This is a genomic window from Streptomyces sp. NPDC032198 (assembly GCF_040636975.1).
In the GTDB taxonomy this organism is placed as follows: domain Bacteria; phylum Actinomycetota; class Actinomycetes; order Streptomycetales; family Streptomycetaceae; genus Streptomyces.
Map to the genome: position 1 here is coordinate 214,558 of NZ_JBEZVL010000006.1, position 22,153 is coordinate 236,710.

The 22,153-nt window shown below is 68.5% G+C and carries 19 protein-coding genes; 12 read left to right on the top strand and 7 right to left on the bottom strand.

What is annotated here, in order from left to right; translation table 11 throughout:
• The first annotated feature begins 120 nt into the window (after window positions 1-120).
• Window positions 121-858: a DUF4232 domain-containing protein gene (locus AB0E78_RS17695; RefSeq protein WP_361833175.1), complete on the top strand. Its 738-nt coding sequence runs from the start codon at window positions 121-123 to the stop codon at window positions 856-858.
• A 138-nt stretch (window positions 859-996) separates the two neighbouring features.
• Here the strand turns inward: AB0E78_RS17695 and AB0E78_RS17700 are convergent, their stop codons facing one another.
• From AB0E78_RS17700 to AB0E78_RS17725, 6 genes are all read right to left on the bottom strand, one after another.
• Window positions 997-1,680, bottom strand: a complete 684-nt coding sequence (locus AB0E78_RS17700; protein ID WP_361833177.1) for a phosphotransferase — start codon at window positions 1,678-1,680, stop codon at window positions 997-999.
• A 53-nt stretch (window positions 1,681-1,733) separates the two neighbouring features.
• Window positions 1,734-2,996 carry a hydrolase gene (locus tag AB0E78_RS17705; RefSeq protein WP_361833179.1) on the bottom strand — a complete coding sequence of 421 codons (1,263 nt, stop codon included), beginning with the start codon at window positions 2,994-2,996 and terminating at the stop codon, window positions 1,734-1,736.
• Window positions 2,997-3,218: 222 nt separating this feature from the next.
• Complete coding sequence (locus AB0E78_RS17710; protein WP_361833181.1) at window positions 3,219-4,046, bottom strand: succinate dehydrogenase/fumarate reductase iron-sulfur subunit; 828 nt, start codon at window positions 4,044-4,046, stop codon at window positions 3,219-3,221.
• Entirely contained in the window at window positions 4,043-5,980 is a 1,938-nt protein-coding gene (locus AB0E78_RS17715) for a fumarate reductase/succinate dehydrogenase flavoprotein subunit (protein ID WP_361833183.1), read from the bottom strand. The genes AB0E78_RS17710 and AB0E78_RS17715 overlap by 4 nt, the downstream gene beginning before the upstream one ends.
• On the bottom strand, window positions 5,980-6,813 hold the full coding sequence (locus AB0E78_RS17720) for a hypothetical protein (protein ID WP_361833185.1): 834 nt from the start codon (window positions 6,811-6,813) through the stop codon (window positions 5,980-5,982). Before AB0E78_RS17720 ends, AB0E78_RS17715 begins: the two co-directional genes overlap by 1 nt.
• A 92-nt stretch (window positions 6,814-6,905) precedes the next feature.
• A complete protein-coding gene (locus AB0E78_RS17725) occupies window positions 6,906-7,220 on the bottom strand; it encodes a hypothetical protein (protein ID WP_361833187.1) in 315 nt (104 codons plus the stop codon).
• 413 nt (window positions 7,221-7,633) lie between these two features.
• On the opposite strand from AB0E78_RS17725, the gene AB0E78_RS17730 reads away from it, so the two are divergent.
• From AB0E78_RS17730 to AB0E78_RS17780, 11 genes are all read left to right on the top strand, one after another.
• A complete protein-coding gene (locus AB0E78_RS17730) occupies window positions 7,634-9,976 on the top strand; it encodes an ABC transporter family substrate-binding protein (RefSeq protein WP_361833189.1) in 2,343 nt (780 codons plus the stop codon).
• Between the two features lie 176 nt (window positions 9,977-10,152).
• Entirely contained in the window at window positions 10,153-10,503 is a 351-nt protein-coding gene (locus AB0E78_RS17735) for a type II toxin-antitoxin system RelE/ParE family toxin (protein ID WP_361833191.1), read from the top strand.
• The gene (locus tag AB0E78_RS17740; RefSeq protein ID WP_361833193.1) at window positions 10,500-10,805 is read left to right on the top strand and encodes a helix-turn-helix transcriptional regulator; all 306 of its coding nucleotides are present in this window, start codon (window positions 10,500-10,502) and stop codon (window positions 10,803-10,805) included. Before AB0E78_RS17735 ends, AB0E78_RS17740 begins: the two co-directional genes overlap by 4 nt.
• A gap of 168 nt (window positions 10,806-10,973) precedes the next feature.
• Window positions 10,974-12,848, top strand: coding sequence for a translational GTPase TypA (gene typA, locus AB0E78_RS17745; protein ID WP_361833195.1), 1,875 nt, complete (start codon window positions 10,974-10,976; stop codon window positions 12,846-12,848).
• A gap of 636 nt (window positions 12,849-13,484) precedes the next feature.
• On the top strand, window positions 13,485-15,110 hold the full coding sequence (locus AB0E78_RS17750) for an ABC transporter substrate-binding protein (protein WP_361833197.1): 1,626 nt from the start codon (window positions 13,485-13,487) through the stop codon (window positions 15,108-15,110).
• A gap of 81 nt (window positions 15,111-15,191) precedes the next feature.
• Window positions 15,192-16,121 (top strand): ABC transporter permease, encoded by a 930-nt coding sequence (locus tag AB0E78_RS17755; protein WP_361833199.1) that lies wholly within the window; start codon window positions 15,192-15,194, stop codon window positions 16,119-16,121.
• On the top strand, window positions 16,114-17,076 hold the full coding sequence (locus AB0E78_RS17760; RefSeq protein ID WP_361833201.1) for an ABC transporter permease: 963 nt from the start codon (window positions 16,114-16,116) through the stop codon (window positions 17,074-17,076). Before AB0E78_RS17755 ends, AB0E78_RS17760 begins: the two co-directional genes overlap by 8 nt.
• Before the next feature lie 11 nt (window positions 17,077-17,087).
• A complete protein-coding gene (locus AB0E78_RS17765; RefSeq protein WP_361833203.1) occupies window positions 17,088-18,149 on the top strand; it encodes an ABC transporter ATP-binding protein in 1,062 nt (353 codons plus the stop codon).
• The gene (locus AB0E78_RS17770; protein ID WP_361833205.1) at window positions 18,142-19,308 is read left to right on the top strand and encodes a dipeptide ABC transporter ATP-binding protein; all 1,167 of its coding nucleotides are present in this window, start codon (window positions 18,142-18,144) and stop codon (window positions 19,306-19,308) included. Before AB0E78_RS17765 ends, AB0E78_RS17770 begins: the two co-directional genes overlap by 8 nt.
• Before the next feature lie 141 nt (window positions 19,309-19,449).
• Window positions 19,450-19,983 (top strand): SigE family RNA polymerase sigma factor, encoded by a 534-nt coding sequence (locus AB0E78_RS17775; protein ID WP_361833207.1) that lies wholly within the window; start codon window positions 19,450-19,452, stop codon window positions 19,981-19,983.
• On the top strand, window positions 19,976-20,629 hold the full coding sequence (locus AB0E78_RS17780; protein ID WP_361833209.1) for a hypothetical protein: 654 nt from the start codon (window positions 19,976-19,978) through the stop codon (window positions 20,627-20,629). The genes AB0E78_RS17775 and AB0E78_RS17780 overlap by 8 nt, the downstream gene beginning before the upstream one ends.
• Before the next feature lie 465 nt (window positions 20,630-21,094).
• Here AB0E78_RS17780 and AB0E78_RS17785 read toward each other — a convergent pair whose 3' ends face one another.
• Complete coding sequence (locus tag AB0E78_RS17785; RefSeq protein ID WP_361833211.1) at window positions 21,095-22,129, bottom strand: dipeptide ABC transporter ATP-binding protein; 1,035 nt, start codon at window positions 22,127-22,129, stop codon at window positions 21,095-21,097.
• Window positions 22,130-22,153 lie beyond the last annotated feature (24 nt).

The following is a 22,153-nucleotide window of genomic DNA, read 5'->3' on the forward strand; positions in this document are numbered from 1 at the left end:
TGGTTACGGGTGCGTTAGGCGGAAGTTAGCGGGACGGGAACCCGGCATTAGCGGCCTCCACCAGAGTCGGTGTTGTTCCCAGGGAGGGAACGCCACCCACCACCTACCGGGGGACACGCCATGCGCTCCAACACCACCATCCGTGGAAACCGTCGCCACACCCTCCGCGTCGCCGCCGCGGTCCTGACCATGGCCGCGAGCCTCTCCCTCACGGCCTGCAACGGCGATGACGCCACGGGGCAGGCTGACCCCTCGGCTGCGTCCAGCGCGTCCTCGTCAGGCGGCGGCTCCGGCAAGGACGACGCGGGCTCGGGCGGCTCGGGTGGTTCGGGCGGCTCGGAGCAGGGTGGCGGCAAGGACTCGGCGGGCAAGGACTCGGGCGGGCAGGGCACGGCGGCCGGTTCCGGTTCGGGCTCGGGGCAGAACGCCTCGGTCGGCAAGTGCCGTACGGATGACCTGGACATCTCGGCGTCGGACACCACCATCGACGGCGACAACGAGGGTTCCGTCGCGGTGGAGATGAAGAACGTGGGCGGCAAGGACTGCGTGATGTCCGGATTCGCCGGTGTCGATCTGTCGACGAGTGAGGGTGCGCTGTCCGCCAAGCGCGCGGGTGCGCCGGCCGAGCGGTCGGTCCTCAAGGACGGTAAGTCGACGTTCTTCAACATCAGCTACCCGATGAACGACTCGGGCGGCTCCGGCGTCAGCATCACGGGCCTGGTCGTGACCCCGCCCGGAGAGACGAAGTCCTACTCCCTGGAGTGGCCGGGCGCCGCCACCCTGCCCGTCACCGACGGCTCCGGCTCACCGGTCAAGGTCGGCCCGATCGGCAGCGCCGGCCAGGGCGGAGCCCAGTAGACCGCGCTCGGCTGGCTCTTCACCTTCCTCGCCTTCCTCACCACGACCATCGAACGACCGCAGCAAGGGCCCAAGGCGATCGCAAGCGCCTTGGGTTCCTCCCGTTCATGGGGTTCCTCCCGTTCAACGGGCGCCAGGTCACTGGTGCAGCTCCAGCACCAGTTCCCCCGCCGCCTCCAGGCACCGCACCTCGTCCTCCCCCAGCGTCGGATTCGCCGCCCGGCGTGCGCGGGCCTCGGCCAAGTGGTGCTTGGCCGTGGCCCTGACATCGACCGCCGCGTCCGTCAGGAGCGTGGCCAGAGCGACACGTGACCCCGCCGCCTCGGGCCTGCCGCTCACCGCGACCTCCGCGAGGATCAGCGCCGACATCGCCCAGTCGAGGCCGGGCGGCCCCTCCTCCGTGGTGGACCAGTCGATCACCACCGGCCCCTCCGGCGTGAGGATCACGTTCTCCGGGTGGAGATCGAGGTGCAGGACGCGGTCCGCGGGCGAGGTGGACGAGCGGGCCGGAAGGGCGTGCAGCGTCTGCAGCAACCGGGCGAGGATCACGGCCGCCTCCTCCGGCGTGAGCACGCCCCGCATCGCCGCCTCCGCCATCGTCGGCCCGGTCAGCCGCCCCATGACCAGGTCGGTGTGCGGTGACCCGGGCGCGGCCGGGCGGACCGGCGGTACGGGATATCCGTGCTCCGACAGATACGCCATGACGGCGGCCTCCTCCGTCGCGTCGGTTCCGTCCCGATACCGCCGCAGCACCCATGTGTCGTCCAGCGCGAAGACATCCGCCGTGCGTCCCGAGCCGAGCAGTCGATCAGTCATCCCCATTCCGGGAGCGTAAGCCGCCACCCCCGCAGGCGCAGGGGATCAACCGCCCCGGCTCAGCCCGCGAACTCCACCTCCGGATACCTTCCTGAAGGCTTGTCGAGCAGGTGGTTGTCCTGGCCTCGCAGCCAGCGGTCGAAGAACGACGTGGCGTAGGCCCGTTCCACCGCTATCGCGCGATCTGGGTCGACCGTGCCCACGTTCTCCTCCATGACCTCGCGGTCCGCCCCGGCCTGCGGCAGCAGCGCGGCGAGGTCCGTGTACGCCTGGTGCTTCGCGCCGCGCAGGGTGAGGTCGCGCTTCCAGCCGGTGCTGTGGGACCAGAACGCACGCCACGACGGTTCCGTCGTCCGGTCGCTGCCCTGCCTGCCCATCAGGAGGAACGGGCCGGTCAGGCCGTGCTCGGCCACCGGCGTCAGGTTCGTGCCGTTCGGCTCGGGGTTGTTCTCCAGGGTGCCGTCCATGTTCAGGCCCGCCTTGACCCGGCCGTCCTCGTACATGGTCTCGGCGGCCGCGATTCCGCCCGCCGACTGGCCGAGCATGCCCACCCGCTTCTGGTCCACGGCCTTGGACAGGCCGTGCGGCAGCGAGCCGAGGCGGTCCATGACGAACTTCGAGTCGGCCACCCGGACGTCCACGACCTTCTTGAGCAGCGCCGGCACCTCTTCCTTCCGCTGCGCCTCCTCGAAGGCCTTGATGAGCGGGGCGTCGTCCTTGACCGAGCCGTCGGGGAACTGCACCCCCGGTGCCTCATAGGTGTGGTCGATCGTCACCACCACATAGCCGCGGCTCGCGAGCTCCTCGACCACGGAAGTGCCCCACGTCCGCGGGTCGTTCGCGCCCGCCGCGTACAAGAGGACCGGGCGGCGGCCCCCGCTCGTGTCGGCCGGGGCCCCCTCCCGCGCGTGCGTACGCATGGCTGCGAAGTCGATCGCGTCCTTGGGGATGCCGTGAGGTGCTTTCGCGTTCCAGCGTTCCGCCGCTCCCGGCGTCATGTACGGAGCGAGACGGTGCACGCCCCCGCCCTTCTTTCCCGCCGCCGGATACCAGACGCTGACCATCACCTCTCGGTACGGCACGGACTTCACCCAGGGGTCGTGCCGTGTGGTGTCGACGAGGCGGGTCGACACCGTGCCGATCCGGTGCGGTCCGGTCGGCGCCGGGAGCTTCGCCTCGATGCCCAGGGGGCGGGCCTGCGCGGGGCCTGCGGGCCCGGGGCCCGCATGGGCGGGGGACGGGGCGGCCAGCATCGACGCCGCCAGACCGGCCGACGCGAGGCCGAGCACCGACCGCCGGGTCAAGGCCGAACGCGCAGCCACGGGTAAAGCCGAACGAGTCACTGCCGAGGAAGAGTTCATGCCTCAATGCTGATCTCGCCCGGGCCCCGTGACCATGGGGGAAATCTTGAGTCTTCGGTCTGGGGGATTACCCCCAGACCCGCCAGACCTCCAGACCCGCCAGACCTCCAGACCCGCCAGACGCCCAGCCCCGAAGCCCGCCCCTCACCGTTTGGCGCGGCAGCGCCCCTACTCGCCGCAGCGCTACTGCTCCCCCCGCCGCCGGATCTTGTTCCCGAGCCAGACCAGCGGGTCATACTTCCGGTCAACTGCCCTTTCCTTCAAAGGAATCAGCGCGTTGTCCGTGATCTTGATGCCCTCCGGGCACACCTCCGTACAGCACTTGGTGATGTTGCAGTAGCCGAGCCCGTGCTCGTCCTGGGCGGCCTTCTTGCGGTCGAGGCCGGTCTCCGCCGCCGCGTCCAGCGGATGCATGTCCAGCTCAGCGACCCGCATCAGGAAGCGCGGTCCGGCGAACGCCGCCTTGTTCTCCTCGTGGTCGCGCACCACATGGCACGTGTCCTGGCACAGGAAGCACTCGATGCACTTGCGGAACTCCTGGGAGCGGTCCACGTCCGCCTGCATCATGCGGTACTCGCCGAGGCCGAGGTCGGCGGGCGGCACGAAGGCCGGCACCTCCCGTGCCTTCGTGTAGTTGAAGCCGACGTCCGTCACCAGGTCCCGGACCACGGGGAACGCCCGCAGCGGCGTCACCGTGATGACGTCCTCACGGTCGAACACCGACATCCGCGTCATGCACATCAGGCGTGGCCGGCCGTTGATCTCCGCCGAGCACGAACCGCACTTGCCCGCCTTGCAGTTCCAGCGCACCGCCAGGTCGGGGGCCTGGGTCGCCTGCAGGCGGTGGATGATGTCGAGGACGACCTCGCCCTCGTTGACCTCGACCTTGTAGTCCTCCAGGTCGCCGCCCTTCACGTCCCCGCGCCAGACCCGGAACCGCGCGTCGTAGGACGTACTGGAGGGACCCGGCGCACCGGAGGGACCCGACGAACTCGGCGTAGCTGTACTCACTCGTAAAGCTCCTCTTCGGCCAGGTACTTGACCAGCTCTTCCTTCTCGAAGAGAGCAAGCAGGTCGGGACGGATGGGCTCGGTGGTGATCCGCACCAGGTCGATCTGGCCGCGCACGGGATCCGTCGCCGCAAGCCCCCCGGAGGGGTCCGTGAGCTGGCAGAGCAGATTCGCGCGGCGCCATTCGCGGTTCATGCCCGGATGGTCCTCGCGGGTGTGCCCGCCCCGGCTCTCCGTGCGCTCCAGGGCGGCCCGTGCCACGCACTCGCTGACGAGCAGCATGTTGCGCAGGTCGAGCGCGAGGTGCCAGCCGGGGTTGAACTGGCGGTGGCCCTCGACACCGGCCCGCCGCGCCCGTACCCGCAGTTCCGCCAGCTTCTCCAGGGCCTGTTCCATCTCGGCCTCACGGCGGATGATGCCGACCAGGTCGTTCATCGTCTGCTGGAGTTCCTGGTGCAGGGTGTATGGGTTCTCCGGCGTCGCCCCGTCCTCGGGGCCCTCCGCGCTGAACGGCCGCAGCGCCTCGGCCGCCGCCGTGTCCACCTGGACGTCGTCGATCACCGGCCGCGCGCCCGCCCCGGTGAGCCCGGAGGCATACTGCGCCGCGTGCAGTCCCGCGCGCCGCCCGAAGACGAGCAGGTCGGAGAGGGAGTTGCCGCCGAGCCGGTTGGAGCCGTGCATGCCGCCGGCGACCTCTCCTGCCGCGTACAGGCCCGGTACGCGCTGTGCCGCCGCCGTGTCCGACTCGACCGCGATGCCGCCCATCACGTAGTGGCAGGTCGGCCCGACCTCCATCGCCTCGGCCGTGATGTCGACGTCCGCCAGTTCCTTGAACTGGTGGTACATGGACGGGAGTCGGCGCCGGATGGCCTCGGCGGGCATGCGCGTCGACACGTCCAGGAAGACCCCGCCGTGCGGTGAGCCGCGGCCCGCCTTTACCTCGGAGTTGATGGCGCGCGCCACCTCGTCGCGCGGCAGGAGTTCCGGAGGCCGCCGGTTGTTGTCCGGATCCTCGTACCAGCGGTCGCCCTCTTCCTCCGACTGGGCGTACTTCTCCTTGAAGACGTCCGGTACGTAGTCGAACATGAACCGCTTGCCCTCGGAGTTGCGCAGTACCCCGCCGTCACCGCGCACCGACTCGGTGACCAGGATGCCCTTCACCGACGGCGGCCAGACCATGCCCGTCGGGTGGAACTGCACGAACTCCATGTTGAGGAGCGGTGCCCCGGCGAGCAGCGCGAGCGCGTGGCCGTCACCCGTGTACTCCCACGAGTTCGACGTCACCTTGAAGGACTTGCCGATGCCGCCCGTCGCGAGGACCACGCTCGGGGCCTCCAGGACGAAGAAGCGGCCCGACTCGCGGTCGTAGCAGAACGTGCCGCTGACGCGCTCGCCCTCCTTGAGCACCCGGGTGACCGTGCACTCCTGGAAGACCTTCAACCGTGCTTCGTGGTCGCCGAATTCGCGTTCGTCCTCCTGCTGGAGGGAGACGATCTTCTGCTGGAGCGTGCGGATCAGTTCGAGGCCGGTCCGGTCGCCGACGTGGGCGAGCCGCGGATACTCGTGCCCCCCGAAGTTGCGCTGGGAGATCCGCCCGTCCGCCGTACGGTCGAACAGGGCGCCCCAGGTCTCCAACTCCCAGACGCGGTCGGGCGCTTCGCGCGCGTGCAGCTCGGCCATCCGCCATTGGTTGAGGAACTTGCCGCCGCGCAGGGTGTCGCGGAAGTGGACCTGCCAGTTGTCGCCGGAGTTCACGTTGCCCATGGAGGCCGCGATGCCGCCCTCGGCCATCACCGTATGGGCCTTGCCGAACAGGGACTTGCAGATGACCGCGGTACGGGCACCCTGTTCGCGTGCCTCGATCGCGGCCCGCAGGCCCGCGCCTCCGGCTCCCACCACGACAACATCCCACTGCTGCCGCTCCACTTGAGACATCAGAACAACCTCGGATCGTCGAAGACGCCGGACGCGATCAGATAGACGTAGAAGTCGGCGAGCGCCACGCTCACCAAGGAGGCCCAGGCGAGCAGCATGTGGCGTGCGTTGAGTTTTCCGACCCACTGCCACATGCGGTAGCGCACGGGGTGCTTGGAGAAGTGCTTGAGCTTGCCGCCGACGATGTGCCGGCAGGAGTGGCAGGAGAGCGTGTACGCCCAGATCAACGTGATGTTGACCAGGAAGATGAGGGTGCCGAGGCCCATGTGGCCCCACTCGTAGTGCTCATCGCGGAACGACAGCACCGTGTCGTACGTGAGGATGCCCGCCACCGGAACCGCCGCGTAGAAGAAGTAGCGGTGGATGTTCTGCAGGATCAGCGGGAAACGGGTCTCTCCGGAGTACTTCTTGTGCGGCTCGGCGACCGCGCAGGCGGGCGGTGAGGCCCAGAAGCCGCGGTAGTAGGCCTTGCGGTAGTAGTAGCAGGTCATCCGGAAGCCGAGCGGGAAGATCAGGATCAGCAGGGCAGGGGACAGGCCCCACCAGCTGCCGAAGATCTCCCAGTTGGGCCCTGACCGCATCGGCTCGCAGTTCTCGGCGAGGCACGGCGAGTAGAACGGCGAGACGTAGGGCGCCGCGTAGTAGTCCGCGTTCGCGAAGGCCCGCCACGTCGAGTAGACGATGAACGCGAAGAGGCCGGCGGCGGTCGCGGCGGGCGCGAGCCACCAGCGGTCGGTCCGCAGATGGGCAGCGCTGATCGCGGCGCGCGTCGCCGCTCGTACGCCGCCCGGATCCTGACCGCTTTTCAGATGGGGTTCCGTGCCAGTGGCCAACGAGGCTCCACTCCTTTGTCCTCAGATCGGCAGTCCTCAGAAGATCGGCAGTCCTCGGTGCGGTGGCGGCCCTCAGGGCGGGGTGCGGCGCCTCAAGGGGCGCGCCGGTCGCTCGCGCCCAGGCCCTCGTCGTCCGAGTCCGTCCACAGGGAGCTGTCGTACGGCGTATCGGGGATGGTGACCAGGTCAGGGCGCTTCGCCGGGGCTCCGGCGAGTCCGGGGGCCGCGGCGCGCAGCAGCGCGACGCTCTCGCGCAGATGGTCGGCGTCCGTGCGGACGCGGCGCACGTCGAGCCCGGCAAGACCACCCTGGGAACCCTCGCCGACCTGCTGCTCGAGCTTGCCGACGGTGCGGACCAGATCGTCGACGCATCGCTGAACAGCCGTCAGATCATCCTGCAGAGCCATGACTTGCCCTCACTTCAGGGGTGCGGCGGCAACGTTCATGCGCCTGCGAGTGTCGCGCGTCACATCCCGGCTTGTGAAGGGATCTGCCGGGATTCCCGGCTCGTACGCATGGAAACGCGCCGCCGGAACGCGCCGGTGGATCGCGCCGGGGTGTACGCCGCACACCCCGGCCGTGCGTCGGGTGTGAGCCACGGCTGCGGGCCGCATCCGGTCACGCTGGGTCATGCGTGATCACACGGGGTTGGGCCGCACGAGTGGGATCTGGCGCCCCCACGCCGTGTCGCCCCCGCGTGCCGGGCCCCGTCCCCTTCAGTGGATCGATAGATGTGATCAGCTCCATATACCGCCAAACGTGATCAAACCCGGCCCGGTCCTGGTAGCGGGCGGCCGGGCGAGCCCCGGAGGTACCCGTCATGTCCCCAGACCGCGCCAGACTGAGATCTGCCGTGTTCCTCGCCACGGGCGTGCTAGCCCTGCCCGCCCTTGCCGCCTGCAGCTCCCAGGACGAGGCGGGCGCCCCGACCGCCGGCCAGGACATCGCGCCCGCAGCCCGGGATCTCGTCGCCGACGGCGGGACCATGAACTGGGCCGTCGACGCGATGCCGGAGACCCTCAACTCCTTCCAGGCGGACGCGGATGCGGGCACGTCGCGGATCGCGGGAGCCGTCCTGCCGTCGATGTTCCGGCTCGACGCGCAGGGCAGGTCGCAGCAGAACACCGATTTCCTGGAGTCCGCGAAGGTCGTGGAGAGCGAGCCCAAGCAGGTCGTCCTCTACAAGCTCAACCAGCAGGCGGTGTGGAGCGACGGCCGGGAGATCGGCGCCGATGACTTCGCCGCGCAGCAGCGCGCCCTGTCCGGGAAGGACAGCGCGTACTGGACGGCACGCAACGCGGGCTACGACCGCATCGAGAAGATCGAGCAGGGCGAGAACAACCTGGAGGTGCGCGTCACCTTCAACAAGCCTTACGCGGACTGGCGTTCGCTCTTCTCGCCGCTGTATCCGAAGGAGGTCATGGGCACCCCTGACACCTTCAACGACGGTGCGCGGCGCAAGCTCAAGGTGAGCGCGGGTCCGTTCGCGGTGCAGGACTTCGACAGCAAGGCGGACGAGGTCACGCTGGTCCGCAACCCGCGCTGGTGGGGCAGGCCCGCGAAGCTCTCCAAGCTGGTCCTGCGCGAGGTGCCGCGCGAGAAGCGGGCCGCCGCGCTGGCGGAGGGCAAGGTCGATCTGGCCGAGATCGAGGCCCCCGAGGCCCGCCGCATCGCGAACGCGGCGCGCGACAAGGGCGCCCAGGGGCCCCTCAGCCACGGCCCCGAGTCGCAGCTGACCCCCGCGAAGGCGCTGCGCTCCTGGGCGGTGGCCCACGGCTCCGACGAGGAGGCGGCCGACACCGAGCAGCAGGCCCGCCAGCGGACCAACAAGGCGATCAAGAAGTACGCCACCGAACAGACGGGCCTGCGGGGCTACACCGTCCGCAAGTCCCTCGAACCGGCCTACACCCAGCTCGCCCTCAACGGCACCGAGGGCCCGCTCGCCGACGACCGGGTGCGGCGCGCGGTGGCCCGCGCCCTCGACCGCGACGAACTCGCCAAGGCGGTCCTCTCACCGCTCGGCCTGCCCGCCGTGCCGGTCGGCAGCCACCTGGCCCTCGCCGGGCAGCAGGCGTACGCGGACAACAGCGGGGCCCTCGGCGACCAGGACACCACCGAGGCGCGGGCGCTGCTCGCCGACGCGGGGTGGACGCCGGGCGGTCCGGTGAAGGAGCCGAAGGGGAAGACGGCCGGGGGCGAGGCGGACGCCAAGAAGGCGAAGGCGAAGGCGGAATCCGACGCGGACTCGGCGGAGGACTCCTCGGAGGACTCGGGCGACGACGGCTCGTACGTCGTCGGCGAGGACGACCAGAAGCCGGGCGACAGCGGCACCTCGGTGCTCGCGCCGGCTCCCGCGGCGGCCTACCAGCAGGCGGCGCTGACCCGCCAGGCGGCGTCCCTCACGGCCCCGGGCGAGGCGGACAAGGAGAAGAAGAAGGACCCCAAGAAGCACGCCGAAAAGGCCGAGAAGGCGGAAAAGGCGGAGAAGCACTCCGAGAAGCACTCGGAGAAGCAGGCGGCGAAGGGCGGTGCGCCCGGCGCGTACGCCCCCAAGGGCACTGCGGCACCGGCTGCCACCCCGGCGGCGGGCGGCCCCATGGCCAAGGACGGCAAGCCCCTCACCCTGCGCTTCGTCCTGCCGTCCGGCGACGGCTCGGAATCGCTCCGGACGGTGGCGGACCGGATCTCGCGGATGCTGGAGAAGATCGGGGTCCGCACGGAGACGGCGAAGGTCGCCGACGACAGTTACTTCAAGGACCACATCGCGTCCGGTCAGTACGACCTCGCCCTCTACTCCTGGCCCGCGTCGGCCTTCCCGGCCACGGACGCGCGCCCGATCTTCGCCAAGCCGGTGCCGGCCGCGGACGGCTCGCTGAACGTCGAGCAGAACTACACGCGGGTCGGCACGGATCACATCGATCAATTGTTCGATCAGGCGATGGGGGAGCTGGACGAGGACGAGAGCCGCGCCCTGGTCAAGAAGGCCGATGCCCGCATCTGGGCGGAGGCAGGATCGATTCCTCTCTATCAGCGCCCGCAGCTGATGGCGGCCCGCACGAACCTCGCGAACGCGGGTGCGTTCGGATTCCAGGTCCCGAACTACGAGGACATGGGCTTCCTGAAGCCGGGCGCCAAGCCCTCGGGCAAGCCCGCGGCGAAGTAGCTCCGCCGCAGGTCACGCTCAGATTCCGCTCAACTCCCTTGCCCGCCGGCACCTCCGGCGGGCAAGGTCGTTCCCGCCCATTGACCCGGGACACCCACCCCTGCCCCATCGCCACGATCGAGTGACAGCACAGCGATCCACCCCACGGGTACGCCACGGTTTATAGCGTTGGTGCTATGACGTGGGGTACCGTCGAACTGGAGCCGGAAGTCGATGCTTGGCTGTCCGGGCTCGACGACAAACGCTGGGCCCAGGCCCTCATGCACCTCGACCTGCTCGAAGAGCGCGGGGTTCTCCTCGACGAGCCGTACACGCGCCAGCTCGACGGCAAGCTCCGAGAGCTGCGCTTCTACTGCGGAGGCGATCGGGTCCGTGTCACGTACTGGATTGCCTCCGGGCGCCGCATCATCATGCTCACGGTGTTCCCCAAGACGCGGATGCGTGAGTTCGCCGAGGTCGATCGAGCGCGTCAGGCCATGAAGCGTTGCCAGGAAGAGCGGCACACCGTGGACGAGGAGGAGTCGTGACTCAGAGCAGGCGTGCCAGCCTTGCCGATGCGCGTGCCGCTCGGGCGATCACGCCCGAGATCGAGGAGGAGTACGCCGCCGCGCGTCTCCGATTCATGCTTGCCGAAGCCGTGCGTGAGCGGCGGCAGGAGCTGGGGCTCTCGCAGAGCGAGCTCGGGCGCCGGGCGGACATGACGCAGTCGGCCGTGGCGCGGTTCGAGGGGGGCGGCACCGTGCCCACGATCCCGGTGCTCGACCGGCTGGCCCGCGCGCTGGACCTCCAGCTGCGCGTGGAGCTGGCGCCGCACGCCGAGAGCGCCTAGTTCTGGGGGTAAAACCCCAGCTCAGGCCCACCGCGAGGGGCCCGCGGAGGTCGCCTCCCCGTAAGGGACGTAGACTGGGGTGAGGCCGTGGCGTGTTCTGCCCGGCAGGGCACGCGTGCCGGACCGTACGCGCGGCCATCCACTCTTCCCGGGAGAAGCGCAGCTCGTATGCCCACGCGCCATGACATTCGTAATGTTGCCATCGTCGCCCACGTCGACCACGGCAAGACCACCCTGGTCGACGCCATGCTCAAGCAGGCCGGCTCCTTCGCCGCGCACGCAGCCGAGTCCCTCGACGACCGCATGATGGACTCGAACGACCTGGAGCGTGAGAAGGGCATCACGATCCTGGCCAAGAACACGGCCGTCAAGTACCACCCCAAGGATGGCGGCGACGTCATCACCATCAACATCATCGACACCCCCGGCCACGCCGACTTCGGTGGTGAGGTCGAGCGCGGCCTGTCGATGGTGGACGCGGTGGTGCTCCTCGTGGACGCCTCCGAGGGCCCGCTGCCCCAGACCCGCTTCGTGCTCCGCAAGGCCCTCGCGGCCAAGATGCCGGTCATCCTGTGCATCAACAAGACGGACCGTCCCGACTCGCGCATCGCCGAGGTCGTCGACGAGACGTACGACCTCTTCCTGGACCTCGACGCCGACGAGGACCAGATCGAGTTCCCGATCGTCTACGCCTGCGCCCGTGACGGCGTCGCCTCGCTGACCAAGCCGGAGGACGGCACCGTCCCGGCCGACAGCGAGAACCTGGAGCCGTTCTTCTCCACGATCCTGGACACCGTCCCGGCTCCGGAGTACGACGAGGAGGCCCCGCTCCAGGCGCACGTCACGAACCTGGACGCCGACAACTTCCTCGGCCGTATCGCCCTCTGCCGTGTCGAGCAGGGCGAGCTGCGCAAGGGCCAGACCGTCACGTGGATCAAGCGTGACGGGACGATGTCCAACGTCCGCGTCACCGAGCTGATGATGACCGAGGCGCTCACCCGCAAGCCGGCCGAGAAGGCGGGCCCGGGCGACATCTGCGCCGTCGCCGGATTCCCGGACATCATGATCGGTGAGACCCTCGCCGACCCCGAGAACCCGATCGCGCTGCCGCTCATCACGGTCGACGAGCCCGCGATCTCCATGACCATCGGCACCAACACCTCGCCGCTCGTCGGCAAGGGCGGCAAGGGCCACAAGGTCACCGCCCGCCAGGTGAAGGACCGTCTGGACAAGGAGCTCATCGGTAACGTCTCGCTCCGTGTCCTGGACACCGAGCGCCCCGACGCCTGGGAGGTCCAGGGCCGTGGTGAGCTCGCGCTCGCCATCCTGGTCGAGCAGATGCGCCGCGAGGGCTTCGAGCTCACCGTCGGCAAGCCCGAGGTCGTCACCAAGCAGATCGACGGCAAGACGTACGAGCCGATCGAGCGCATGACCATCGACTCGCCCGAGGAGCACCTCGGCGCCATCACGCAGCTGATGGCGACCCGCAAGGGCCGCATGGAGACGATGACCAACCACGGCTCCGGCTGGATCCGCATGGAGTGGATCGTTCCGTCGCGTGGCCTCATCGGCTTCCGTACGGAGTTCCTGACGCAGACCCGCGGCACCGGCATCGCGCACTCGATCTTCGAGGGTCACGAGCCGTGGTTCGGCGACCTGCGCACCCGTCACAACGGCTCGCTCGTCGCGGACCGTTCAGGTTCGGTCACGCCGTTCGCGATGGTCAACCTCCAGGAGCGCGGTGTCATCTTCACCGAGGCCGGCACCGAGGTGTACGAGGGCATGATCGTCGGCGAGAACTCGCGCGCCGACGACATGGACGTGAACATCACCAAGGAGAAGAAGCTCACCAACATGCGTGCGGCTTCCGCGGACACGACCGAGAACGTCGTGCCCGCCCGCAAGCTGTCGCTCGAGCAGTCCCTGGAGTTCTGCCGCGACGACGAGTGCATCGAGGTGACCCCGGAGACCGTGCGTATCCGCAAGGTCGTCCTGGACCAGAAGCAGCGCGGCCGCACCGCCTCGCGCGCCAAGCACGGCTAAGGCCGGGGCAAAGCCCGGCTAAAACCTCGGGCTCGGCACAACTGCCGCTGACGCTCTGCGAATTCGGCATCTGAGGCCGGTTTCCGCCTCTCCCCAGGGAGAGAGGGAAACCGGCCTCTCGCGCGTCTGCGGGGGTTACCCCCTTGCGCGGCCCTCAGCGCCACTACGCTGGCCCAGACTTCGGGGGGCGAGGGTTCTCCACCAACTCCCCGCCGTCGCGACTCTCCGCGCATCTACGCGCGTCCGCGAAATCGCCTCCTAAGGCGTCGCGAACTGTCTTCCGCGCGGTCCGCCGCAACCTGTTTTCCTGGACCATCTGTCCGGAATGCGGACATCGTTGACCGTTAGATGTGTAACACGTCCGTTTCGCAACCATCTATCTCGGATCGGTTTGTCCGGATTTTGGAAGTTGTACGCACCAGGTGTGATTGAACCGAGACCAAAAGAGTGTGGTCGGGCGGTACCTCATGGCTAATAGTTGACCGCGTATAGCTCGGGTCAATGGGTCACGCGCTGTGGGGAGCGCCGACTCACGAGCACACTGGGGTACTTCGATCTACGCGCCGTCAGGGGTGTCGGCGCGGTTTCTTGTACCCCCTCTTGTAGTGAACAAGTGGACTCATGAGGAGGAACCCCATGCGTGGTGCCAAGAGCGCCAAGTGGGTCGCGATAGCGGGTGTCGTGGCGCTGACGGCAACGGCCTGTGGTGGCGGCGACGACAGCAGCAGCGGCAGTGGCAAGGTGGACCCGAAGGGGATCGTCAGCTACGCCAATGGTGAGCCGCAGAACGCCCTGCAGCCTTCCAACACCATGGAGGCGTACGGCAGCGTCGTCATCGACTCGCTCTTCACGGGCCTGGTCCACTACGACAAGCAGGGCAACATCACCTACGAGAACGCCGAGTCGGTCACCCCCGACAAGGCGAACAAGGTGTGGACCGTCAAGCTGAAGCCGGGCTGGAAGTTCCACAACGGTGAGGCTGTCACCGCCAAGTCGTACGTCGACGCCTGGAACTGGGCGGCCGACCCGGCCAACGGCCAGCAGAACAGTGGCTGGTACCGCGACATCGCCGGCTACGACAAGGTCCACCCCGAGAAGGGGAAGGCCAAGTCGAAGTCGATGGAGGGCCTGAAGGTCGTCGACGACAACACCTTCACCATCACGCTGAACACGGGCATCCCGTACTACGCGTACAAGCTCGTCTACGCGCCCTTCTACCCGATGCCCTCGGCAGCGCTGAAGGACCCGAAGAAGTACGGCGAGGCGCCGGTCGGCAACGGCCCCTACAAGTTCAAGAGCTGGGACCACAAGAAGTCGGTCCAGGTGACCGCGTGGTCCGGCTACAAGGGTGCCAAGAAGCCGAAGAACGGCGGCATCAACTTCAAGGCGTACACGACGCCGCAGGCCGCGTACAACGACCTGCGCTCGGACAACGTCGACTCGATGCCGATCATCCCGGACAGCGAGCTCGCCAACTTCAAGCAGGACTTCGGCGACCGCGCGATCCAGCAGGACTTCTCGGCGATCAACACGGTCAACCCGGCGTTCTACAGCAAGGCGTTCAAGGACGTCGACGTCAAGGTCATCCAGGGTCTTTCGATGGCCATCGACCGCGACACCATCGCCAAGCAGACGTTCGCCGGCACGCGTGAGTCCGCCACCGGCTGGGTCGCCAAGGGCGTCAAGGGCTACAAGGCCGACGTCTGTGGCGAGTACTGCAAGTTCAACCCGAAGAAGGCCAAGCAGTTCGTCAAGGACGGCGGCGGCGTTCCCGGCAACAAGATCTCCATCCAGTACAACGCCGACCAGCCCCACGAGGGCTGGGTCACGGCGGTGTGCAACAGCATCACCAAGTCGACCGGCGTGAAGTGCGTCGGCGACCCGAAGACCGACTTCCAGGCCGACACCGAGGTGCGGGACAAGAAGCAGGTCAAGGCGATGTACCGGTCGGGCTGGGTGCTCGACTACCCGTTCAACGGCAACTTCCTCGCCGACCTCTACGGCACGGGCGTCGACGGCAACAAGGGCGGCTTCTCGGACAAGAAGTTCGACGAGCTGACCAAGAAGGCCGATGCGGCCAAGACCGTCGACGAGTCCGCGGAGCTCTACCAGAAGGCGGAAGCGCGTCTGGCTGAGACCTTCCCGGGTATCCCCCTCTGGTACAACAAGGTGCTCTCCGCGTACTCCAAGAACGTGAAGGACGTCAAGTTCGACCAGGCCGGGGACCCCGTCCTCACGGACATCCAGGTCTTCGAGAAGTAGGCGTCGGAGCCCAGTTCCCGAAGCGACGCCCGGCGATCCCGGGCGTCGCTTCGGGCGGCTCCGGATTGGACGGAGGCACCAATGGGGCGTTACGTCGCACGGCGACTGCTCCAGATGATCCCGGTTTTCATCGGGACAACCCTGTTGATCTTCATCATGGTCAACGTGCTCCCCGGTGACCCAGTGCGGGCGCTGTGGGGCGACAAGCCGCCGGACCCGGCGCAGGTGGCGCAGATTCGCCACGACCGTGGTCTGGACCTGCCGCTCTGGCAGCAGTATCTGCATTACATGGGCGGTCTGCTGCAAGGCGACTTCGGCAAGACGATCGCCGGCAACCGGCCCGTGCTCGACGAGATCACCCAGGCATTCCCGGTCTCGCTCCGACTGGCCTCCATGGCCTGGACGTTCGAGCTCATCGTCGGCATCTCGCTGGGCGTACTCGCCGGCATCAGGCGCGGCCGTCTGGTCGACAACGCGGTCACGCTTTTCACCCTCCTGGTGATCTCCGTGCCGATCTTCGTGGTCGGTCTGCTCTGCCAGCTGTTCTTCGGCAACCAACTGGGGTGGATCACACCCACGGTCCAGGACTCCGAGAACATGGCGCAGTTGATGGTCCCCGCGATCGTGCTCGGCCTGGTCGGCCTCGCCTACGTGGCACGGCTGACCCGCACCTCCATCGCGGAGAACCGCTCGGCCGACTACATGCGGACCGCCGTCGCCAAGGGCCTGCCGAGACAGCGCATCATCACCAGGCATCTGCTGCGCAACTCGCTGATCCCTGTGGTGACCTACCTCGGCACGGACATCGGCGCGCTGATGGGTGGCGCGGTCATCACCGAGGGCATCTTCAACGTGACGGGCGTCGGCAACCTCCTCTTCACAGCGCTCGCCCACCGCGAGGGAGCGGTCATCGTCGGTGTCGTCACCGTCCTGGTGCTCGTCTACCTCGCCGCCAGCTTGCTCGTAGACCTGCTTTACGCGGTCCTGGACCCGAGGATCCGTTATGCCTGACCTCACCAAGACCTCCACCACGGACGAGACGGCCGCGGCACAGGACGAAGTCGTGGCAGGTGCCGCGGTGTCCGCCACGCCGGCGCCCGGGAAGCCTCGCAGCCTCGGTGCCGACGCCTGGCGGGATCTGCGCCGCAACCCGCTCTTCATGGTCTCCGCGGTGCTGATCCTGGTCCTGCTCGTGGTGGCGGCCTTCCCCGGCCTGTTCACCAGCACGGACCCGACCACCGGCGACCTGGCGAACGACTTCCTGGGCAAGCCGAACCTCGGTCACCTGTTCCAGGCCGACTGGTTCGGATTCGACCGGCAGGGCCGCAGCATCTACGCCCGTGTCGTCTACGGCGCGCGCAACTCCATCACCGTCGGGCTCGGCGTGACCATCCTGGTCACACTCTTCGGCGGCCTGTGCGGCATGCTCGCGGGCTACTTCGGCGGCTTCTGGGACAGCCTCATCTCCCGGCTCACCGACGTGTTCTTCGGTATCCCGTTCCTGCTCGGTGCCATGGTCGTCCTGAACGCCTTCGAGACCCGCACGGTCTGGGTCGTCACGGGCGCCCTCGCCTTCCTGGGCTGGACGCAGATCGCCCGCGTGATGCGCGGTGCGGTGATCACGACCAAGCATGCCGACTACGTGGTGGCGGCGCGTGCGCTCGGCGCGGGGACGAAGCGGATCCTGTTCCGCCACATCCTGCCGAACGCGCTGGCCCCGGTGATCGTCGTGGCGACCATCTCGCTCGGCACGTACATCGTCGCCGAGTCGACGCTGTCGTACCTGGGCCTCGGCCTCGGTGAGGACGCCATCTCATGGGGTGGCGACATCTCCAAGGCGACGCAGGACATCCGGAACAACCCGCACACGCTGTTCTTCCCGGCAGGAATGCTGAGTATCACGGTGCTGGCGTTCATCATGATGGGTGACGCCGTACGCGAAGCCCTCGACCCGAAGCTGCGCTGAGGGAGGCGTAAATGACCAGCATCGACATCAAGGAAGACTCGGTTCCCGCCCCCCGCTCGGGTGAGGAAAAGAGCGGCAGGCTCCTGGACGTCAAGGACCTGCACGTCGAGTTCCACACCCGCGAGGGTGAGGTCAAGGCCGTCAACGGCGTCAACTACAGCGTGGACGCGGGCGAGACGCTCGCCGTTCTCGGTGAGTCGGGCTCCGGCAAGTCCGTGACGGCTCAGGCGATCATGGGCATCCTCGACATGCCGCCGGGGAAGATCCCGCAGGGCGAGATCCTTTTCCGCGGCCAGGACATGCTCAAGATGTCCAACGAGGAGCGCAGGAAGATCCGCGGCCGCAAGATCGCCATGATCTTCCAGGACGCGCTGTCGTCGCTCAACCCCGTGCTCTCGGTGGGCTATCAGCTCGGCGAGATGTTCCGGGTGCACGACGGTGTCAGCCGTAAGCAGGCCAAGGCCAAGGCCATCGAGCTGATGGAGCGGGTGAAGATCCCGGCCGCCAAGGAGCGGGTGAACGACTACCCGCACCAGTTCTCCGGCGGTATGCGCCAGCGCATCATGATCGCGATGGCACTCGCCCTGGAGCCGGACCTGATCATCGCCGACGAGCCGACGACGGCTCTCGACGTGACGGTCCAGGCGCAGGTCATGGACCTGCTGGCCGACCTTCAGCGCGAGTACAACATGGGCCTGATCCTGATCACCCACGACCTCGGCGTGGTCGCCGACGTCGCGGACAAGATCGCCGTGATGTACGCGGGCCGGATCGTCGAGACGGCCCCGGTTCACGAGCTCTACAAGCGCCCCGCGCACCCGTACACGCGCGGTCTGCTCGAGTCGATTCCCCGGCTCGACCAGAAGGGCCAGGAGCTCTACGCGATCAAGGGTCTGCCGCCCAACCTGCTCCACATTCCGTCCGGTTGCGCCTTCAACCCGCGCTGCCCCATGGCGCAGGACATCTGCCGTACGGACGTTCCGGCCCTGGTGCCGGTGACGGAGCAGGACGGCGCGGAGCTGCCGGGCCGCGGCAGCGCGTGCCACTTCTGGAAGGAGACGATCCATGGCTGAGCCGACGAAGGCTTCGAAGCTCTCGAAGACGGACGAGCCTGCCGCCGCCACGCCGAACGTCTCCGAGGTGGAGACGGTGGACGCCGCCACGGCGGAAGAGGCCGTGGCCGCGATCGAGGCACCGGTCGAGCGCGGCGAGCCGATCCTCCAGGTCCGCAACTTGGTGAAGCACTTCCCGCTGACCCAAGGCATCCTGATCAAGAAGCAGATCGGTGCGGTCAAGGCGGTCGACGGCATCTCGTTCGACCTCTACCAGGGCGAGACCCTCGGCATCGTGGGCGAGTCCGGCTGTGGCAAGTCCACGGTCGCCAAGCTCCTGATGACCCTGGAGCGCGCCACGGCCGGCGAGGTCTTCTACAAGGGCCAGGACATCACCAAGCTTTCGGGGCGCGCCCTGAAGGCGGTCCGCCGCAACATCCAGATGGTGTTCCAGGACCCGTACACCTCGCTCAACCCCCGTATGACGGTGGGCGACATCATCGGGGAGCCGTTCGAGATCCACCCCGAGGTGGCTCCCAAGGGCTCGCGCCGACAGAAGGTCCAGGACCTCCTGGACGTGGTGGGCCTGAACCCGGAGTACATCAACCGCTACCCGCACCAGTTCTCGGGCGGCCAGCGCCAGCGCATCGGCATCGCGCGCGGTCTGGCCCTCAACCCCGAGATCATCATCTGCGACGAGCCGGTCTCGGCCCTGGACGTCTCCGTCCAGGCCCAGGTCATCAACCTGATGGAGAAGCTCCAGGACGAGTTCAACCTCTCCTATCTCTTCATCGCGCACGACCTGTCGATCGTCCGGCACATCTCGGACCGCGTGGGCGTGATGTACCTCGGCAAGATGGCGGAGATCGGCTCGGACGAGCAGATCTACGAGCACCCGACGCACCCGTACACGCAGGCGCTCCTGTCGGCGGTGCCGGTGCCGGACCCGGAGGCTCGTGAGGGCCGCGAGCGCATCATCCTCACCGGTGACGTGCCGTCCCCCGCGAACCCGCCCTCGGGCTGCCGCTTTCGCACCCGCTGCTGGAAGGCGGAGGCGAAGTGCGCGGAGGAGACCCCGCTGCTCGCGATCCCGCAGCGTTTCGCGGGCCAGGACACCCCGGCGGCGCATGAGTCGGCGTGTCACTTCGCGGAGGAGAAGGACGTCGTGCACGCGGCGTAGTCTCGGCCTCGGCTTTTGGCTGTACGTGATGGGGGCGCCCGGAACCACTCGGTTCCGGGCGCCCCCATTTTCGTACGTAACATCCGGGCGCCGCCGAGCGTGTCTATGTCGGAAGCCGAACCGAGGGACGGACGGGGGACGATGACGCAGCGGATGGAAGAGCTCGACCATGCTCGGGAGTTCGACGCGTTCTACGCCGCCACCGCCAAGAGATTGGTCGCCACGGTCTATGCGATGACCGGGGATCTGGCAGAGGCGGAGGACGCGGTGCAGGAGGCGTACGTACGGGCGTGGCAGCGGTGGGAGGGGCTGACTCGGGACGGGGATCCGTTGCCGTGGGTGCGGACGGTGGCCTCGCGGCTCGCTATCAGCACATGGCGCCGGACCAGGAACCGGCTCCGCGCCCAGCTGAGGCACGGGCCGGTGGGTGACGTGCCCGAGCTGTCGGCGGACCGGGTGGCCCTGGTGGCCGCGCTGCGTGAACTGCCTTTGCCACAGCGGCAGGCGGTAGTGCTGCATCACCTGCTGGACCTGCCCGTGGAGCAGGTGGCCCGGGAGACAGGGGCTTCCAACGGGGCTGTACGCACCCGGCTGAGCCGGGCCCGCAAGGTGCTGGGGGAGCGCCTGACCGAGACGACTGCTTTCACCGCGGAAGGGGCGGCCCGCCATGGCTGAGGTCGAGAAACTGCTGGACGAGGTCGCCGTACGGATGCCGACGGCGGCGCAGGTACGAGCGCGGGGGAAGCGGCGGACGGTGCGGCGGCGGGTGGCTCTGGGCGTGGCGGTCACGGCCGTGGTGGCGGGGGCGGCTACGTGGCTGGCCGTGCCGGGAGGCGGCGAAGGGCGGGACGTGCGGCCCGCCGCCAAGCCGACGGAGAACCCGTTCATGGTGGACGGCGTGGTGCGGGTGCTGGCCCCCGAGCAGATGCCGGAGGCCGGGAAGTGGCAATGGAAGGGCGATGAGGAGGAGGACACGCGGGATCTGGCGCTGCCCGCGGTGGGCGATACGGACAGCTGCCCGCAGTCGTACGCCGTTCGGAAGGCGCCGAATCAGGTCCAGTACGGCACCAGCTACTACAGCGACAAGGGGGCCGATGCCCGGCAGCGCGTCACCGAATACGACAGCGCGTCCGTCGCGGAGGCTGAAGTGGGGCTGCTGCGAGAGGCGTTGACCGAGTGCGGCTTGCGGGAGCACGGGGCGGGGGAGGACCGGTACTGGTCCGGGGTGACCACGTCCTCGTCGTCGCTCCGGGTCGAGGTGGAGGGCTGGGGCAAGTGGGTCTCGGTGGTCGAGGTGGAGGCAGAGGAGTCCACCCGGTGAAGCGGTAGCCTCCGGGGCTGGCGGGCTGGCGGGCTGGCTGGCGGGCTCGCGGGCCTGCGGGGCTGGCACGGGCTGCCGGGTCTACCGGATTCCCGGACCGCCGCAGCCTCCGTTGCTCCCGCATCCGCCGCTGCTCAGCGATGCGGTCGAGGCAGGCGGCGGGCTTTCCCTCCGCCCCTGGGCGGCTTGATCGGAGGCATGCGGTGGTGGTGGCAAGGGATTGCGAAGAAATTCAAGCGGAGCGCCTGCTGAGGCCTCTGGCGCGGGATTTCCCTGCACCCCCTTGATTCCCCTGATTCCCCTGATTCCGTGGATTCCGTCGATCTCCGAGGCCCCACCGAATCGGCCCCCCGCCAGCCGGCCCGCCCACCCCAGAACCAGCCGCGCCCCGCTCGGGTCAGAAGGGTGGGCGGATCGGTTCCGGGGCGGCGGTCCGGCTGGAGACCTGCGTTGGAGGGGTAGCGGTCAGAGGGACTTGCGGGCCGAGGGGAGCGTCAGCTGGGTTGAGTCCTCCGGGTAGTGGCACGCCGTCAGGTGCCCGCCCCGGTTGCCCTCGATCTGCACCAGCGGCGGAGCCTCCGAAGCGCACTTGTCCGTCGCCTTCCAGCAGCGCGTGCGGAAGCGGCAGCCCGAGGGCGGGTTGACGGGGGACGGGACGTCCCCCGTCAACAGGATGCGTTCGCGCCGCGGGACGTCGTCCGCGACGGCCTCGGGGACGGCCGACAGGAGCGCCTTGGTGTAGGGGTGGCGCGGGTTGCCGTAGAGGTCCTCGCGGTCCGCGATCTCCACGATCCGGCCCAGGTACATGACAGCGACCCGCTGCGAGAAGTGCCGGACCACCGCCAGGTCGTGGGCGATGAAGAGGAACGCGATGCCCAGGTCCTTCTGGAGCTGCTGGAGAAGGTTCACCACCTGCGCCTGGATGGAGACGTCGAGCGCCGAGACAGGTTCGTCCGCCACGATCAGCTTCGGCTCAAGGGCCAGTGACCTGGCCACACCGATGCGTTGCCGCTGGCCGCCCGAGAACTCGTGCGGGAAACGGTTGTAGTGCTCGGGGTTGAGGCCGACCGTCTCCAGGAGCTCGCGGACGCGCGCTTCCCGCCCGCCCGCCGGGTGGATGTCGTTGACCTCCATCGGGCCTGAGATGATCTTTCCGACCGTCTGCCGGGGGTTCAGCGACGCGTACGGGTCCTGGAAGATCATCTGGATCTCCGAGCGGACCGGCGCCAGCTGCTTGCGCGTGGCGTGCGTGATGTCCTGCCCGCGGTACGAGATCTTCCCGGCCGTCGGCTCCAGGAGGCGCGTGATCAGGCGGCCCGTCGTCGACTTGCCGCAGCCGGACTCGCCGACCAGGCCCAGGCTCTCGCCCTCGGCGACGGTGAAGTCCAGGCCGTCCACCGCCTGCACGGCGCCGATCCTGCGCTTGAACGGAAAGCCGCCCATGACCGGGAAGTGTTTGGTCAGCCCGGCGACGTCCAGGAGGGGAGTGCTGTCGCTCATAGTGGTCAAGTCCAGTCTCTTGTA

What these genes read in the sequence shown, in the direction of transcription:
- AB0E78_RS17695 (WP_361833175.1), top strand. Translation starts at nt 121, where the DNA reads ATGCGCTCCAACACCACCATCCGTGGAAACCGTCGCCACACCCTCCGC.
- AB0E78_RS17700 (WP_361833177.1), bottom strand. Translation starts at nt 1,680, where the DNA reads ATGGGGATGACTGATCGACTGCTCGGCTCGGGACGCACGGCGGATGTC.
- AB0E78_RS17715 (WP_361833183.1), bottom strand. Translation starts at nt 5,980, where the DNA reads ATGTCTCAAGTGGAGCGGCAGCAGTGGGATGTTGTCGTGGTGGGAGCC.
- AB0E78_RS17725 (WP_361833187.1), bottom strand. Translation starts at nt 7,220, where the DNA reads ATGGCTCTGCAGGATGATCTGACGGCTGTTCAGCGATGCGTCGACGAT.
- AB0E78_RS17730 (WP_361833189.1), top strand. Translation starts at nt 7,634, where the DNA reads ATGTCCCCAGACCGCGCCAGACTGAGATCTGCCGTGTTCCTCGCCACG.
- AB0E78_RS17735 (WP_361833191.1), top strand. Translation starts at nt 10,153, where the DNA reads ATGACGTGGGGTACCGTCGAACTGGAGCCGGAAGTCGATGCTTGGCTG.
- typA (WP_361833195.1), top strand. Translation starts at nt 10,974, where the DNA reads ATGCCCACGCGCCATGACATTCGTAATGTTGCCATCGTCGCCCACGTC.
- AB0E78_RS17750 (WP_361833197.1), top strand. Translation starts at nt 13,485, where the DNA reads ATGCGTGGTGCCAAGAGCGCCAAGTGGGTCGCGATAGCGGGTGTCGTG.
- AB0E78_RS17755 (WP_361833199.1), top strand. Translation starts at nt 15,192, where the DNA reads ATGGGGCGTTACGTCGCACGGCGACTGCTCCAGATGATCCCGGTTTTC.
- AB0E78_RS17760 (WP_361833201.1), top strand. Translation starts at nt 16,114, where the DNA reads ATGCCTGACCTCACCAAGACCTCCACCACGGACGAGACGGCCGCGGCA.
- AB0E78_RS17765 (WP_361833203.1), top strand. Translation starts at nt 17,088, where the DNA reads ATGACCAGCATCGACATCAAGGAAGACTCGGTTCCCGCCCCCCGCTCG.
- AB0E78_RS17770 (WP_361833205.1), top strand. Translation starts at nt 18,142, where the DNA reads ATGGCTGAGCCGACGAAGGCTTCGAAGCTCTCGAAGACGGACGAGCCT.
- AB0E78_RS17775 (WP_361833207.1), top strand. Translation starts at nt 19,450, where the DNA reads ATGACGCAGCGGATGGAAGAGCTCGACCATGCTCGGGAGTTCGACGCG.
- AB0E78_RS17780 (WP_361833209.1), top strand. Translation starts at nt 19,976, where the DNA reads ATGGCTGAGGTCGAGAAACTGCTGGACGAGGTCGCCGTACGGATGCCG.
- AB0E78_RS17785 (WP_361833211.1), bottom strand. Translation starts at nt 22,129, where the DNA reads ATGAGCGACAGCACTCCCCTCCTGGACGTCGCCGGGCTGACCAAACAC.